Raw genomic sequence first — 14,324 nt, 5'->3', positions numbered from 1 at the left:
ACGTCGCCACGGGCCTCCCGTCCGTCGTCGGGTCACCTCCCGGTCACTGGTGCAGGAAGTCGGTCCGCTCCGGAACCACGGTCGGCGCGAGCCGGACCCGGACCACCGGTCCGGAGTCGACGCTCTCGATGCCGTCGAGCTGCACCACGAGCCCATCGGGGCGCTGCTCCCACGCGACGTCACCATCGTGCCCCAGGACGGCCACGGACCGGATCGCGCTGCCGAGCAGGCCGGAGGCCGACCCGAGCGCCCGGATCACCGCGGTGCCGTCCGTCGGGTCGTCGAGCAGCGTGGCGTAGACGGCCTGGCCGGTGACGTCGTGGCGCACGGTGAAGCGGACGTCCTGAGCGGTGTACGCGATCGCCTCGGCATCGACGAACGACCCCGCCGGACGTGTCGTCGGGCCCTCGCCGGAGATCGTCCACGGTCGGGTGCCGTAGATCGCCTCGCCGTTGCGCGCGAGCCAGGTGCCGATGCCCTGCAGCACGCGCACCTCGTCCTCGGGCAGGGTGCCGTCGGACTTCGGACCGGTGTTGAGCAGCAGCACGCCGTTCTTCGCGACGACGTCGACCAGCTCGGCGACCAGGTCGCGCGTGGTCTTGTAGTCGTGCCCCTCGACCCAGCTCCAGGCGGTCTTCGAGATCGCGGTGTCGTTCTGCCAGACCATCTCCGGCGTGCTGCCCATCGCGCCGCGCTCGATGTCGTACACGGCGCTGCCCGGGGCGAAGGTCTCCCACTTGTAGTTGATGACGACCTCGCGACCCCACTCGGCCGCACGGTTGTAGTAGTACGCGGCCAGACGTCGGACGTACGGCTGGAACGCGGGCTGCTCGATCCACCAGTCGAACCACAGCACCTGCGGGCGGTACCGGTCGATGAGCTCGACGGTGCGCAGCAGCCAGTCCTCCAGGAAGCGCTCGTTCGGCGCCGTCTCCTCGCGCTGCGCCGGGCCGTAGAAGTCGGCGTACGCCGGGTCCAGCACGTCGGAGGGGAACTTCGTGCCGCCGTTCATGAAGAACCAGTGCTCGGCACGGTGCGACGATGCCCCACGGACCATCCAGGCGTCGTCCGCGGCGCCGAGGAGCTCGCCCAGCACGTCACGCCGCGGGCCGAGCTGCGCCGCGTTCCACCGCGACCGGGCGGTGTCGTACATCGCGAAGCCGTCGTGGTGCTCGGCGACCGGGACGACGAACTGCGCACCGGCCTGGCGGAAGACCCGTACCCACTCGGCCGCGTCGAAGTGCTCCATCGTGAACGACGGGATGAAGTCCTTGTAGCCGAAGGTGTCCTGCGGCCCGTAGGTCGCGACGTGGTGCTCGTACTCGGGGGTGCCGGCGCGGTACATGTCGCGGGAGTACCACTCGTTCCGGAACGCCGGTACCGAGAAGACGCCCCAGTGGATGAAGATCCCGAACTTGGCGTCCTGGTACCAGAGCGGCGTGCGGTACTGCTGCAGGGACTCCCACGTGGCGTCGAAGGGTCCTGCGTCGATCACGGCGTCGACCTCCGCGAGGGCGGCGGTGTTGTCCGACACGTCGACGGGTGCGGGCAGCGAGGTCGGGTCGAGCGGGGTCAGCGGTTCGTGCACGAGGTGCTCCGATCGGTTGCGCGGCGCCGATGCCGCGAGCACAGACATCCTATGTCTGCGCGGTGCTCGCTGTCACCCGGTCGCGCGCGGCAGCCCCGCCGCGGCCAGCGCCGGTGTCCCGACGCCGCGGCCAGCGGCGAGTCTCGGCCGGGCGGACAGGATGCGGCGTGCGACGGGCGCGATCTGTCCGCGGGGCCGAGACTCGGCGGGGCTCGACTGCGCGTGGCCGCGTCAGGTCTCCAGCGCGCGTCGCAGGTCGCCCAGGTGGGGCACGGCGGCGGCCAGGGCGTGCTGGGCCTCGACGGGCAGACTGCCGATCGCCGCGACGAGCACGCGCTCGGCGGCGGCGTCGTAGACCGTCAGGCGCTCGCGGGCCAGTTCGGTCAGTCCGACCTCGGTGCTCCGCCCGTCGCCTGCGGCCAGGCGTCGTTCGACCAGGCCGTCGCGCTGCATCGCGGCGACGAGGTTGCTCACCGTGGAGCGAGCCAGGCCCAGGGTCCGACCGAGTTGTGTCGGGCTGGACCAGCCGTCCTCGTCCAGGCGACGCAGCACCTCGATCTGCGCGTCGGGGATCTCGGGCAGTGCTCCGCTCCTCCGCGCCGTGGTCAGGAGCGCCCGACGGAGCGGCCCGATCTCCGCGCTGAGCAGCCGCGCCGCCAGGGGCAGGTCGGGGTCGGGCGTGCGCGGGGTCATCCGGTCAGCGTACTCACGGGCAGTTGTCGTCGAACTACGCTTGCAACAAACGCAATTCGACGGCAAACTCAGATGCATGGACATCACCACGAGCGTTGCGCACCCCGTCCCGACCCAGGACCTCTCCGGCATCGTCGGACACCGGTTCATCTACACCTACGCCAACGGCTGGCAGTACGAGATGTACGTCAAGAACGCCACCACGATCGACTACCGCATCCACACCGGCATGGTCGGCGGCCGCTGGGTCAAGGACCAGCAGGTCGACCTGGTCGTCCTGACCGAGGGTGTCTACAAGGTGTCGTGGAACGAGCCCACCGGCACCAGCGTCGTCGTGAACGTCGTCCCCGGCGAGCGCGTGCTGCACGGCACGATCTTCTTCCCGCACTGGGTGGAGCAGGACGGCAGCAAGACGGTGCTGTTCCAGAACGACCACCTGGACCGGATGCGGGAGTACCGCGACCAGGGTCCGACGTACCCGATCTACGTCGTGCCGGAGTTCGCGCACATCACGCTGTTCGAGCACGTCGGTCAGGACGACGAGACCGTGATCGACACCGCGCCCGCCGACCTGCCCGCGGGCTTCGCCGACCGGAGCAACTGACCATGGCCGACCTGCTCGAGCCGGGGACCGGCGCTGACACCGGCAGCGTCCCGACCACCGCGATCACCCTCGACCACCGCGGCCGACTGTTGCGTGGCTGGGAGTACGGCGGGGTCCGACCCGGCGCCCCGGCTGTCCTGCTCGTGCACGGGTTCGGCGACACCGACACCGGTGCGCGCCAGCTGTTCGTGCAGACTGCGCGTGTCCTGGCCGAGCGTGGCGTCGGGGTGCGCTCGTACTCCCGGCTCGGGCACGGTGTCAGTGACGGGGACTTCGCCCGGATCACCATCGGGGACGAGGTCGCCCAGGTCACCGCCATGGTCCAGCAGCTCGCCGCCGACGCCGGGGCGCCGGTGCACGTCGTCGCGCACAGCCTGGGTGCGGTCGAGTCGGCGATGGCCGCGGCCGGCGTGCCCGACCTGGTCCGGTCCCTGACACTGTGGTCGCCCGCCGGTGTCGTGATCGACGACATCACCGTGCACGACGCGATCATGGGCCAGCCCATCGCCCCGGTCCGCCAGCGCGGCTGGTTCGACTTCGGCGGCACCGCACTCGGGCCGGCGTTCATCGACGAGGTCCAGGCGGGGCTCGACCCGTACGGTGTCGCTGTGGGCTACCGCGGGCCGGCGATGGTCGTGCACGGCACGGCCGACACGATCGTCCCCGTCGAGTACGGCCAGCGCTACGGCGAACTGCTGCCCGGTGCGACGTTCGTCTCCGTCCAGGGCGCCGACCACGGCTGGTCGTCAGTCCCGCTCCGTCAGGACCTGCTCCGTCGACTCCTGGCGTTCACCGGACTCTGACCGCGATCGACCCCGGCCGCGACGAGTCGCCGCTAGCGTGAGGGCATGACCAGACGACGGCCCACGCGGTGAGCAGCGCGGTCCCGACGATCCTCGACGTCGCCGCAGCCGCCGGCGTCTCGAAGTCCGTCGTGTCACGCGCGCTCGCCGGGGCGTACGGCGTGGCGCCCGCGACCGTCGACCGCGTGAAACAGGCCGCCATCGACCTGGGCTACGTGGCGAACGCGAACGCCCGGGGCATGTCGGCGCACCGGACGCACACGCTCGGCGCGTTCGTCCGCGACGCCTCGACGCCGTTCTACGGGCACCTGCTGACCGCGTTCCAGCTGCGCGCAGCCGAGCGTGGCTACCGGGTCGTCACGGCAACGGGTGCCGGTTCGTTCCCGATCGCCGAGGAACGCCGCGCCCTCGAGACCCTGGTGTCACTGCGCGTCGAGGGCTTGATCGTCTGCAGTGGGGCTCTGCCCGTCGAGGACGTGCTGCCGTTCGCGCGCCGCATCCCGACCGTGGTCGCGGGGCGCCCGGAGCGCGACGAGTCGGTCAGCAGCGTGTACTGCGACGAACGCGGCGGCGGGCGGGCGCTGGCCGACCGGGTCGCGGACCTCGGGCACGAGCGCGTCGCGGTGCTGACGGTGTCGCCGTCCGGCTCGTTGACCCAGTCCGCACGGACCGATGCGATGGTGCGGCGGCTCCGCGCCCGCGGTGTCGACGTGCTGCGCATCCGCTCCGAGGACCACGGCGCCGACCCTCGTTCCCTGGACTCGTTCATTGACCAGCTGCTGCAGGCCGGGGGCGTCACGGCGGTCATGGCGCCGAGCGACCTGTGGGCCGTCGGGGTGCTCGAGGCGATGCGCCGACGGGGGCTCCAGGCGCCGGCCGACCTGTCGGTCACCGGGTACGACGGGATCCTGCCGTACGCCACGGAACTGCTCGGCATCACGTCGTGGCGGCAGCCCCTGGGCGTGATCGGCGCGCTCTCGGTGGACGACGTCGTCGACCAGATCGACGGCCGGACCTCGAGCGCGACCCACACCGCGATCGACGGCGCCCTGGTCGCCGGCCGCACGCTCGCGCGGCGCTGACCAGCGCTCGGCGCGCCGGACAGGAGGCCCGTGGCGGGCTGGCACCGGGCCTCCCGTCCGGCGCGGAGCGCGCCACGTCACCCGCCGTTCACCGGGGCGTCGCCGTCCAGACGGATGCGACCCGCGCGCATCCCGAGCACGATAGGGAACGTTCCCTATCTCACGCGACGGCCCACAGACCGGCCACCGGACGGAGACCATGTCCCACACGCACCCTGCCAAGCGCCCCCTCGACGCGGGCGACCCCTACCGCTACGGCGTCTACCTGCGCCCCGACGCCCGCACGTGCCGGGCGGTCACGGTGGTCACCGACCAGCTCCGCGCCCAGTACGGCCTGGTGTCCGCCGGCGCGTTCCCGCCCCACGCCACCCTGGTCGGCAGCCAGCCCTTCGGCGGCGACATCGCCGACGTCGAGGCCGCCCTGACCACCCTGTTGCGGGACCGGCCGGCGTTCGACGTGCACAACGCCGGCGTCCGCGAGCAGGGCATCGGCTACGTGTACGACGTCGCCGAGCGCCCGGACGGCTCGGTGAACCAGGACTTCGTGCGCCTGGCCGCGGACGTCGATGCCGCGGTGGCCCCGTTCCGCGTGCCGATGCACTCGCCGCTGTCGAACGACTACGACCCGGAGCACTGGCGCGGGCACCTGTCGCTCGCCTCGCACGACCTGTACGGCCGGCCGGACCTGCACGACGAGGTCGGCGCGTTCATCCGCGACCTCGGCGTCGACGTGCCGTCCGGCTTCCGCGGCGACACGGTGGTGCTGTACCGCACGGCCAGCCCGGACTGGAGCGGTCGCTGGTGGCACACCATGACGTGGGAGCACGTCCGCACCTGGACGCTGGCGTGACCGTCACGTTGGCGGACGTCGCCAGCGCGACCGGGATGTCCCGTTCGCTGGTGTCCCTCGCCCTGCGCGGCGACGACGGCGTGTCCGCGCGCCGACGGGCAGATGCGGTGCGTGCAGCTGACGCCCTGGGTCTGCCGGTCGGCGACCTCGCGCGCCGCCGCGCCGACGACGGGCCGCTGGTCATCGGGGTGCTCGTCACCGAGGCCGCGAACCCCTTCCACGCCGAGGTCCTGGCGAGTGCGCACGCGACCGCGGCGACCCTCGGCTTCGACCTGCGCGTCGTGGACGGCTTCCGCGACGACCTCCGGCTGGCCGCCGGACTGGAGGCTCTGCACGCCTGCCACGGGTCGGCCGACGGTGTCCTCGGGGTCGCGGTGGTCAGCAGCCGACTCGACCCGGTACGGCTGGCGGCGGTCGCCGCGGACCTGCCGGTCGCCGTCCTCGGCTCCGGCGCGGTCCGGGCCCGGGGCACCGGCGTGGACACGGTCAGCGCCGACGAGGAGACGGGCATGCGCGGGCTGCTGCTGCACCTGGCGTCGCTCGGGCACGTCCGCACCTGCTTCGTCGCGGAGTCCGGCCACCCGTCCACCACGCGTCGCGCGCTCGTGCACGCCGAGGTCGCCGGACGGCTCGGGGCGCTCGGTGCGGTGCGGACCGACGACGTCGACGCGCTGGTCGTCGACCCCGGACGGATCGCCCGCCACCTGGACCAGGGCGCGACCGCGTTCGTCGCCGCGAACGACTCGACCGCCGCTCGGTTGCTCGGTGCCGCGCACGACGCCGGGCTCGACCTGCCGCGACTGGCCGCCGTGACCGGGTTCGACGGCACGGCCCTGGCGGCGCGACTCGACCTGACGACCGTCGACCAGCCCCGGCGACGGATGGGTGCCCGCGTCGTCGAGCTCGTCGTGGAGCAGTTGCGCGGGCGGCGGGTCGACCGGCACGAGGTCCTGCCGACGGCGCTGCAGCCGCGGGGCTCGAGCGTGCCGCTGCTGGCAGCGGCACGGGCCTGAGCCCGTCGGTCAGCGGCCCTGCCGGTCGAGTGTCGCGACCTGCGCTGCCGTGAGCGCCGTGGGGTAGACCGTGACGTCGTCGAGGTCGCCGGCGAACGCGTCGGTGCTCGGACGGTCCTGCCACGTCGCCAGGTTGTCGTACCCGACGCGCCACCAGCCGGAGTAGGTCGGCGGGGCCACGCCGGTGGTGCTGCCGGTTGCGACACCGTCGACGTAGACGGTCATCGTGCCGGCGCCGAGGGTGGCGACGAGGTGGTGCCACTGGCCGTCGGCGACCGAGCCGTGCGGCGCGAGGACGACCTCGGTGGAGTCGTTGTAGACCCCGAAGGACGCCCGGCCGTTCGAGGCGATGTAGAGCGTCCGGTCGTAGGCGGACGACGTCCCCGACTGGCTGTCACCGAAACTGATGACGTCGCCGCCACCCGTCGTGCGGATCCACGCCTCGAGCGAGAACGTCGTCGGCGCCGTCACCCGGGCGTTGCTGGCGCCGGTGACCTGTCCGGAGACGCCGTCGAGCGTGACGTACGGGCTGTCTGCGCAGGTGCCACCGACGCGGGTCGCCCCGGAGGCCAGGGTGCCCGTCCGACCGTTGCCGGCCGCATCCGCCTCGATCGTGCCGGTCGCGGCGCTGAACTGGTAGCTGAAGGTGGGGCTGTTCGTGACCGTCCGCGCGAGACACGGGAAGGTCGTGGCGGCGCGCAGGGTCGACGTCGGGTCGGCGCTGATGCTGCCGAAGCCCGCGGCCACCGCTGCAGCCGGGCCGACGGTGAGCCCACCGGTGACGAGCAGCACGGCGGCGATCGTTCCGATCCGCACGACGCGACGGTGTCGTCGTTCGGTGCGGCGTCGGCCTCGTCGGGTGTCCGGGTCCGCGGGGGTGCGCCGGACACGCACGGCTGGTGTGGCGGCTGTCCCGTTCGTGACCGGGTGGGCGGGGTTCCGGACGCGTCGGTCGATCGTGGTCACGGCGAGCACGACGGCCGCGCCGACCGCGAGCAGCAGCAGCTTGCTCCACTCGTGGTCGCGGATCCACAGGACCGGCAGGCCGACGAACGGCACTCGGAGCACCGCCACACCGTGCACGGCGGAACGGCGCACCGGGGTGGAGTCGTCGTCCGGGTTCGCGTCGCCCTTGGTGATGAGCGCGCTGTCGGGGCCGGTCGCGACGAACCGGTGCAGGCGCAGTGCTCCGCTCCGGTCCGGGTCCTCGGCGAGCAGGACCTGCCCGACGTGCAGCGCGCTCGCGGCCACCGGGCGCGAGACCACGACGTCACCCGGGGTCAGCCGGGGTTCCATCGAGCCGGTCATCTCCGTGGTGGGCTGCCAGCCGATCGCCGCCGGGACCGCTGCCCAGAGTGCGAGCCCGAGCACCATGACGACCACGCCGCGTGCCATCGTCGCCACGACGACGCGCGCGAGGGCGAGGACGTCGGGCAGTGACGTCCTCGCCCTCGCGGCGGCGGGTGCGGCGATGGTCGTCATCACCTAGCTGTTCTGTGCTTCCCAGGTCAGGCCGAGTGCCGCGGAGCCGGCCTGGGCCGTGTTCGGGGTGGACGAGGCGACGGTGTACGTCACCTGGTACACGCGGGACTCCGGCGTCGCGCCCGTGGGCGTCCACGTGCCGATCCCGGTGGCGTAGTTGCTCGAGCCCGACCCGAAGGCGGCGAGCGTGCCGGAGTACAGCGTGCCGTTCGTGGACAGCGGGGTGAATCCCGAGCACGACCCGAAGCCGCCGCCGGTGCCCTGCAGCACGGTCAGGGTGACGTACGACGACAGGGCGTTCGTCGTGCTCGGTGCTGTGCCGTACAGCTTCACGGCCGACGCGAGCGAGCCGTTCGAGGTCACGGTGATGCAGTTCGTGCCGGTCGATCCGGGTTTGAGGTTCGTGGCCGTGAACAGCGCGGTGTTCGCGTCGTCGTCGGTCAGGCTGACCGTTCCGGTCGACCAGTTGCTGGTCGGGTTGGCGGTGGTCGCCGAGAAGGCGGAGTAGGACGCGGTCGAGACGACCAGCCCAGAGGCGACGAGCGCGACCGGGATGCCGACGCCGGCGATGATCTTCGCGGTGAGGGGGATGGATCGGGGCATGGGGCAGCTCCAGAGCAGGTGTCGACGAAGCGACGAGAGGCTGTGTCCGCAGCGCGCCAGGGATGACACGGGATGCACAGGTGGTTGAGTACCTAAACTACTCGCTCAATCACCTGATGTCCAGGAAACTCGGAAAGAGCACTCAGGTGATCGACTAGTGTCGTCGACATGGACGCGCACACGGATCGCGGTCTGCGCGACGACGACGAGACCTTCGACGAGCTGCTCAGCGCGTTCCGTCAGTTCGAGCTCGCGCACCTGCGTGTCCTGCGCCGCCTGCTGGCGGACGAGGGCCTCAACGAGACCGACATCCGTCTGGTGCTGCTGCTGTCCGGGCCGGACACCGGCGGGCTCACACCGACCCGGGTCGCCCGCGCGCTCGACGTCACCACCGGGGCCGTGACGATCATGCTCAACCGCCTGACGCCCCGGGACATCGTCGTGTCCGTCCCCAACCCGGACGACCGCCGCAGCGTGCTCGTCCGGCTCGGCGTCGCGGGGGAACGGTGTCGTGAGCGGGTCCGGTCGGTCTACTTCTCGGTGTTCGAGGACGCGTTCCCGCACGGTGACTGGGAACGGATCGGCACCCGGTTCGTGCGTCTCGCGGCGGGACTGGACAGCGTGTCCGCCTCCCGCTGACGAGCACGAGCACGAGCACGAGCACGAGCGCGAGCGCGAGCGCGGGGACGCACACGCACACGCACACGCCCGCGCCCGTGTCAGGTGATCATGAACTCCTCGGGGCGCAGCGCCCGGCCGACGACCCGGACGTCGCCGATCGACCCGACGAACACCTGGTCGAGCACGCCGCCGTACCGGTAGCCGCCCAGCAGCCAGGGCTGTCCGGCGGTGCTCAGGCCGCGGTTCCGGGTCGACGGGTTCCGCACGACGGGGCACCCGTCCACGTACATGACCGTGTGCGACCGGTCGTTGACCACCGCGACGTGCCACCAGCGGCCGAGCGGCAGCTCGTGGCCCCAGTTCGTCAGTGATCCGTCCTGGCTGGTCGGGTACACGCACCACTGCAGCTCGCGGTCGCCGGACAGACTCAGGGTGACCGCGGGCTCCTGCGGGTCCCCGTCGTCCGAGCGGGCCTTCCCGACGTCACCGGCGCTCGAGGACTGCGAGAACAGCGCGCTGAACCCGTTGGCGTCCGGGTCGAACGTGGTCGGCAGCAGGAAGAACGCCTCGACGGTGTACCCGTCCGCGAACCGTGCGCGGTTGATCGGCGCGCCGTCGACCGTCAGCAGGTGGTCTCCACCGGGCTTGCCACCCTGCAGCGCCAGGCTGCCGGCGCCCGGCTGGTCCGGGTGGTGCGCGCTCGACCAGCGCAGCGCGCCCGGCACGGCTCCGGGACGCTGCGCGACGACCAGGTCGTTGCCGCGGCCGGTCTGGTCACGGACCCGCGTCGCGGGGGCGACCGTTGCGCCGTCGGTGGTGCCGTCGAAGCGCCAGTACGCCATCGTCCCCGGCACCAGCATCGCGGACGCCGGACGGGAGGCCCGTGGTGCGACCGGCGCGAAGCCCGCGAAGCGCGCGGTGAAGTCCACGGCCACCGTGAACCGGTCGACGTCGCCGCTCAGGGTGCGTTCCTCGTCTGCCAGCGCGTTGTCGTCGCCCAGGCCGCCACCGAGCACGAACGGCGACAGGGTCTCGACGTCGATCACGTTCCGGTCGAGGTCCACGTGGTACAGCCGGATCATCGCGGCGCCGCCGTAGTACCGGTTCTGGTAGTTCGTCAGGTGCAGCTCGACGTCGTGGCCGGCGGCGTTCTTCCGGGTTGTGCGACCCGGCCCCCAGTAGTGGCCGTTCAGCGTCAGGAACACCTGGTCCTGATCGGCGATGAACGTGTCCCACAGCTGCTGGCCGTACACGTCGAACACGGCGCCTCCGGAGGCGTCCGAGTCGACGATCGCGTGGGTCGTCAGGATCACGGGCGCGTGCGGGCGGGCGGCGAGCACGGAGCGGGCCCAGGCGAGACCGCTCGCACTCGTCTTCCAGTCGAGCGCCAGGACGACCCACTCGCGTCCGGCGGCCGTGAAGGCGTGCGCGGTGTTGTAGCCGTCCGGGCTCGAACCGATGAAGCCGGGCGCCCGCCGGAACCGCTTCGGCCCGAAGACGTCGAGGTACGGGGTCGGGCCGCGCTGGTCGTCCGTCGACGACACCACGTCGTGGTTGCCGGCGAGCACGCTGTAGGGCGCTCCCGCACGGTCCAGCACGTCGAACACGGCACCGGCTGCCTGCATCTCGGACGCGGCGCCGTTCTGGGTCAGGTCGCCGAGGTGCACCAGGAACACGGTGTTGTGCCGCGTCTGTTCACGGACGACGTACTCCATCGAGGCGCGCATCGGGGCGGGGTCGACCGCGGCGCCGTCGAACATGTACTGCGTGTCCGGCATCACGGCCACGGTGAACCGCGGCGATGCGGTGTCCGGACGCCAGCGGCCCGGACGCCCCGACGAGGCCGCTGTCTGTGCGGCGGCGGTCGGCGGTGTCCCCGCCGCGGCGGGGGCGGTCAGCGCATCGGCCGCCGCCGCACCGTCTGGCAGGCCGGCCGAGGCGGCGATCCCGGCGGCACCGGCCAGGCCGGTCCCGACCAGGAAACCGCGGCGCGAGAGGGGGTTCCGGGCATCGTCACGAAGAGGGTTCTGCACGGCTCCGCACGCTAGCGACGGTGGGCGAACCGGTGGCGGACGCGCGGTGAACGATCGTCGCCGAGAGTGCGCGGACCCGATCCACCAGGAAGCCGTGCTCGTCGCCGCCACCGCCGGCGACGTAGTCCTCGGCGTCCTGCGGTCGGTCGGTCGGGGCGCCGCCGACGCTGCCGTGGAACCACCCGCCGGCCTGCTGCAGGACGAACGCACCGGCGGCGACGTCCCACGCGTGCGTCGCGAAGCCCATCGTGACGTCGGACCAGCCGGCGGCGACGTGTGCCAGGTTGAGGGCGCCGCTGCCCGTGCTGTGGTGGTGTCGGTAGCGCAGGGTCATCTCGCGCAGCAGGGCGAACGCGGCGTCCTCGCCCAGCAGCTCGAGGTCCTGCTGGACGGGGAAGCTCGTCAGGACCGTGGCATCGGCCTCGGGCAGGGCGGCAGCACGGATCGGCGCGCCGTCCAGCGTGGCGCCGGTGTCGTCGGCGGCGAACAGGTGGTCGGCGACCGGGTCGTACACCACCCCGGCCACGACGACCCCGTCGACCTCGGCCGCGATCGAGACGCACCAGTACGCCAGACCGCGCGCGAAGTTCGCGGTGCCGTCGATCGGGTCGACGATCCACCGCAGTCCGGCGTCCCCCGTGCTGCCGCCCTCTTCGCCCAGCACGACCGACCCGGGGAACGCCGACGTCAGCGACCGGGTGATCGTCTCCTCGGCCGCGCGGTCGTGCACGGTGACGACGTCGTGGGCGTCGCGCTTGGTCGCCACGGTCATGTCGGCGCGGAACGCGGCGAGCAGCTGCGGGGCGACCTGGCGGCAGGCGGTCTCGGCGGCGGCTCGGAGCGCCGCTGGTGCGGGGGCATCGGGGGAGTGACTCATGCCCCCGGTGTAGCGGCACGGCCGACGTGGACGGTGAACCGCCGTGGCCCGTCGGTGGAACCGGCGGTGAACGACCGTGTCGTGCACACGACTCCCTGCTGGGTCGGTGCCCGCGTCCGTTGAACACGGCGTGAACGGACGGCGGCCGGTCGCTGACCGCGCTTGACCGGCTCACCGGACCGCCCGCACAGTGGAGTCCGTTCCCGGATAGGGAACGTTCCCTACTCGGAGGTGGACACCCCATGACGGTCTCCGTCCGGCCCGGCCTGCTCGCCGGTCCCGCCCGCCCCGCACCGACATCGGGTGCCTGGCTGCGGTCCGACCGCCGCGTCGGCACTGTCCTGCTGCTGCCCGCGCTGGTCGTGTTCGGCGTGTTCGTGTTCTACCCACTCGTGCGCGTCATCGTGCTCAGCACGCAGGGCACCGACATCTTCGGCCAGCCCGCCGGGTCGGTCGGTCTGCAGAACTACGTCCGGACCCTCACCGACCCGGACTTCGCCCAGACGATGGGCAACACCGCGCTGTTCTGCACGGGGGTCGTCGCGGGCCGGATCGTGTTCGGGCTGCTCATCGTCGTGCCGCTCACCGCCAAGCTGCGGGGGACCGCGGTGTTCCAGGCGCTGCTCACCTCGCCGATGGTCGTCTCGGTGTCGGCGGGGTCGGTCGCGTTCGCGGCGATGCTCGCGCCGGGCACCGGCCTGGTCAACACGGTCATCCGGCAGTCCGGCGGTCAGGGCGTGCCGTGGCTGACGGACACCCATTGGGCCCTGGCGAGCGTCATCGTCGTCACGGTCTGGGGCTCGCTCGGGTTCACCGTCCTGCTGCTGGTCGGGGCCTTCGGGGCGATCGACCAGGACGTCGTCGAAGCCGCGCACCTGGACGGCGCCGGACCGGTGCGCACGTTCTGGTCGGTGTCGCTGCCGCTCGTGACGCCGACGCTGTTCTTCGTGGTCGTCACGGGCACCGTCGAGGCGCTGACGACCTTCGGCCAGATCCAGATCCTGACCGGGGGCGGCCCGGCGAACTCGTCGCGGACCCTGGTCTACGCGATCTACCAGCAGGCGTTCGGCTCGGCGAGTGCGAACTTCGGGCTCGCCGCCGCGCTCGGGGTCATGCTGTTCCTGCTGGTGCTCGGGCTGTCGCTCGTGCAGTTCGGCGTGCTCGAGAAGCGGGTGAACTACTGATGCGCCCGGTCACCGCCCGCCGCTTCCGCAGCGCGTTCGTGTACGCCTGGCTCGTCGTCGCGGTCGTCGTCGTGTGCTTCCCGCTGTACTACGTGTTCGAGGGCGCACTGACGCCGACCCGCTTCCTGGAGCAGGGCCTCCCCGGACTGCTCCCGATCCACCTGACGCTCGACAACCTGGTCCGTGCCACCCAGGTCGTGCCGCTCGGCCAGCAGTTCCTGAACAGCGTCGTCGTGACGCTCTGCCAGACGGTGCTGCAGGTCACGATCGGCATCATGACCGCGTACGCGCTGGTGTTCTGCCGGATGCGGGGGACCCGCGCACTGTTCCTCGTGCTGCTCGCCAGCATGATGATCCCGGGCGAGACGACCCTCATCGCGAACTACCTGACCGTGTCGTCGTGGCACCTCATCGACACCCTGCTGGTCGTGTTCCTGCCCTTCGTCGCCTCGGCGCTGACGATCTTCCTGTTCCGCCAGGCGTTCCTGAGCTTCCCCGACGAGCTGCGCGAAGCCGCCGTGCTCGACGGTGCCGGGCACTTCCGCTTCATCCGGTCGATGCTGCTGCCGATCACCCGGCCGACCCTGGTGTCCGTGACCCTGGTGTCCGCCACGGCCGCGTGGAACGGGTTCTTCTGGCCGCTGCTGGTGACGAACTCGCCCGAGAACCGCACCGTGCAGGTCGGGATCGCCCAGCTGGCGGACGCCCAGGCCTCGGACGTCGGGGTCGTGCTGGCCGGGGCGGCGATGGTCACGCTCCCCGTGCTGGTCCTGGTCCTGCTCGCCCAGCGGTTGCTGGCCGGTGGCCTGACCGCCGGCGCACTCAAGTGACCCGCCCCGCATCCGTCCCCGCACCACGCATCCCCACCACACCCACTCCCACGACAGGAAG

At 72.1% G+C, this 14,324-nt stretch carries 14 protein-coding genes; 8 read left to right on the top strand and 6 right to left on the bottom strand.

The annotated features are described in order from the left end of the window. Positions 1 to 43 precede the first annotated feature (43 nt). Positions 44 to 1,588, bottom strand: coding sequence for an alpha-L-fucosidase (locus MT346_RS16635; protein ID WP_243564206.1), 1,545 nt, complete (start codon positions 1,586 to 1,588; stop codon positions 44 to 46). A 231-nt stretch (positions 1,589 to 1,819) separates the two neighbouring features. Beyond that, positions 1,820 to 2,281: a MarR family winged helix-turn-helix transcriptional regulator gene (locus MT346_RS16630; protein ID WP_243564205.1), complete on the bottom strand. Its 462-nt coding sequence runs from the start codon at positions 2,279 to 2,281 to the stop codon at positions 1,820 to 1,822. Positions 2,282 to 2,357: 76 nt separating this feature from the next. Here MT346_RS16630 and MT346_RS16625 point away from each other — a divergent pair, with 76 nt between their 5' ends. The 5 genes from MT346_RS16625 to MT346_RS16605 all read left to right on the top strand — a co-directional run bounded on the left by MT346_RS16625 (position 2,358) and on the right by MT346_RS16605 (position 6,633). Continuing rightward, positions 2,358 to 2,885, top strand: a complete 528-nt coding sequence (locus MT346_RS16625) for a phenolic acid decarboxylase (RefSeq protein WP_279397183.1) — start codon at positions 2,358 to 2,360, stop codon at positions 2,883 to 2,885. Positions 2,886 to 2,887: 2 nt separating this feature from the next. Next, a complete protein-coding gene (locus MT346_RS16620; RefSeq protein WP_243564204.1) occupies positions 2,888 to 3,688 on the top strand; it encodes an alpha/beta hydrolase in 801 nt (266 codons plus the stop codon). 68 nt (positions 3,689 to 3,756) lie between these two features. After that, entirely contained in the window at positions 3,757 to 4,770 is a 1,014-nt protein-coding gene (locus MT346_RS16615; RefSeq protein ID WP_243564203.1) for a LacI family DNA-binding transcriptional regulator, read from the top strand. 199 nt (positions 4,771 to 4,969) lie between these two features. Beyond that, positions 4,970 to 5,620 (top strand): 2'-5' RNA ligase family protein, encoded by a 651-nt coding sequence (locus MT346_RS16610; protein ID WP_243564202.1) that lies wholly within the window; start codon positions 4,970 to 4,972, stop codon positions 5,618 to 5,620. Next, a complete protein-coding gene (locus MT346_RS16605) occupies positions 5,617 to 6,633 on the top strand; it encodes a LacI family DNA-binding transcriptional regulator (protein WP_243564201.1) in 1,017 nt (338 codons plus the stop codon). Before MT346_RS16610 ends, MT346_RS16605 begins: the two co-directional genes overlap by 4 nt. A 9-nt stretch (positions 6,634 to 6,642) precedes the next feature. On the opposite strand, the gene MT346_RS16600 is transcribed toward MT346_RS16605, so the two are convergent. Next, complete coding sequence (locus tag MT346_RS16600; RefSeq protein WP_243564200.1) at positions 6,643 to 8,115, bottom strand: LamG-like jellyroll fold domain-containing protein; 1,473 nt, start codon at positions 8,113 to 8,115, stop codon at positions 6,643 to 6,645. Between the two features lie 3 nt (positions 8,116 to 8,118). After that, positions 8,119 to 8,718, bottom strand: coding sequence for a CalY family protein (locus MT346_RS16595; protein WP_243564199.1), 600 nt, complete (start codon positions 8,716 to 8,718; stop codon positions 8,119 to 8,121). A 168-nt stretch (positions 8,719 to 8,886) separates the two neighbouring features. On the opposite strand from MT346_RS16595, the gene MT346_RS16590 reads away from it, so the two are divergent. Continuing rightward, positions 8,887 to 9,357, top strand: coding sequence for a MarR family winged helix-turn-helix transcriptional regulator (locus tag MT346_RS16590; protein WP_243564198.1), 471 nt, complete (start codon positions 8,887 to 8,889; stop codon positions 9,355 to 9,357). A gap of 80 nt (positions 9,358 to 9,437) precedes the next feature. On the opposite strand, the gene MT346_RS16585 is transcribed toward MT346_RS16590, so the two are convergent. Continuing rightward, a complete protein-coding gene (locus MT346_RS16585; protein ID WP_243564197.1) occupies positions 9,438 to 11,372 on the bottom strand; it encodes a LamG-like jellyroll fold domain-containing protein in 1,935 nt (644 codons plus the stop codon). Then, positions 11,353 to 12,249, bottom strand: coding sequence for an inositol monophosphatase (locus MT346_RS16580; RefSeq protein WP_243564196.1), 897 nt, complete (start codon positions 12,247 to 12,249; stop codon positions 11,353 to 11,355). Before MT346_RS16580 ends, MT346_RS16585 begins: the two co-directional genes overlap by 20 nt. 242 nt (positions 12,250 to 12,491) lie before the next feature. On the opposite strand from MT346_RS16580, the gene MT346_RS16575 reads away from it, so the two are divergent. Both MT346_RS16575 and MT346_RS16570 read left to right on the top strand, forming a co-directional pair. After that, positions 12,492 to 13,433 carry a carbohydrate ABC transporter permease gene (locus tag MT346_RS16575; protein ID WP_243564195.1) on the top strand — a complete coding sequence of 314 codons (942 nt, stop codon included), beginning with the start codon at positions 12,492 to 12,494 and terminating at the stop codon, positions 13,431 to 13,433. Further along, complete coding sequence (locus MT346_RS16570) at positions 13,433 to 14,263, top strand: carbohydrate ABC transporter permease (RefSeq protein WP_243564194.1); 831 nt, start codon at positions 13,433 to 13,435, stop codon at positions 14,261 to 14,263. Before MT346_RS16575 ends, MT346_RS16570 begins: the two co-directional genes overlap by 1 nt. The last annotated feature ends 61 nt before the right edge of the window (positions 14,264 to 14,324 follow it).

The sequence above is a fragment of the Curtobacterium sp. VKM Ac-2922 genome (assembly GCF_022815645.1).
Classification (GTDB): domain Bacteria; phylum Actinomycetota; class Actinomycetes; order Actinomycetales; family Microbacteriaceae; genus Curtobacterium.
Note: the sequence above shows the minus strand (reverse complement) of the source record. Positions and strands in the feature narration are given on the sequence as shown.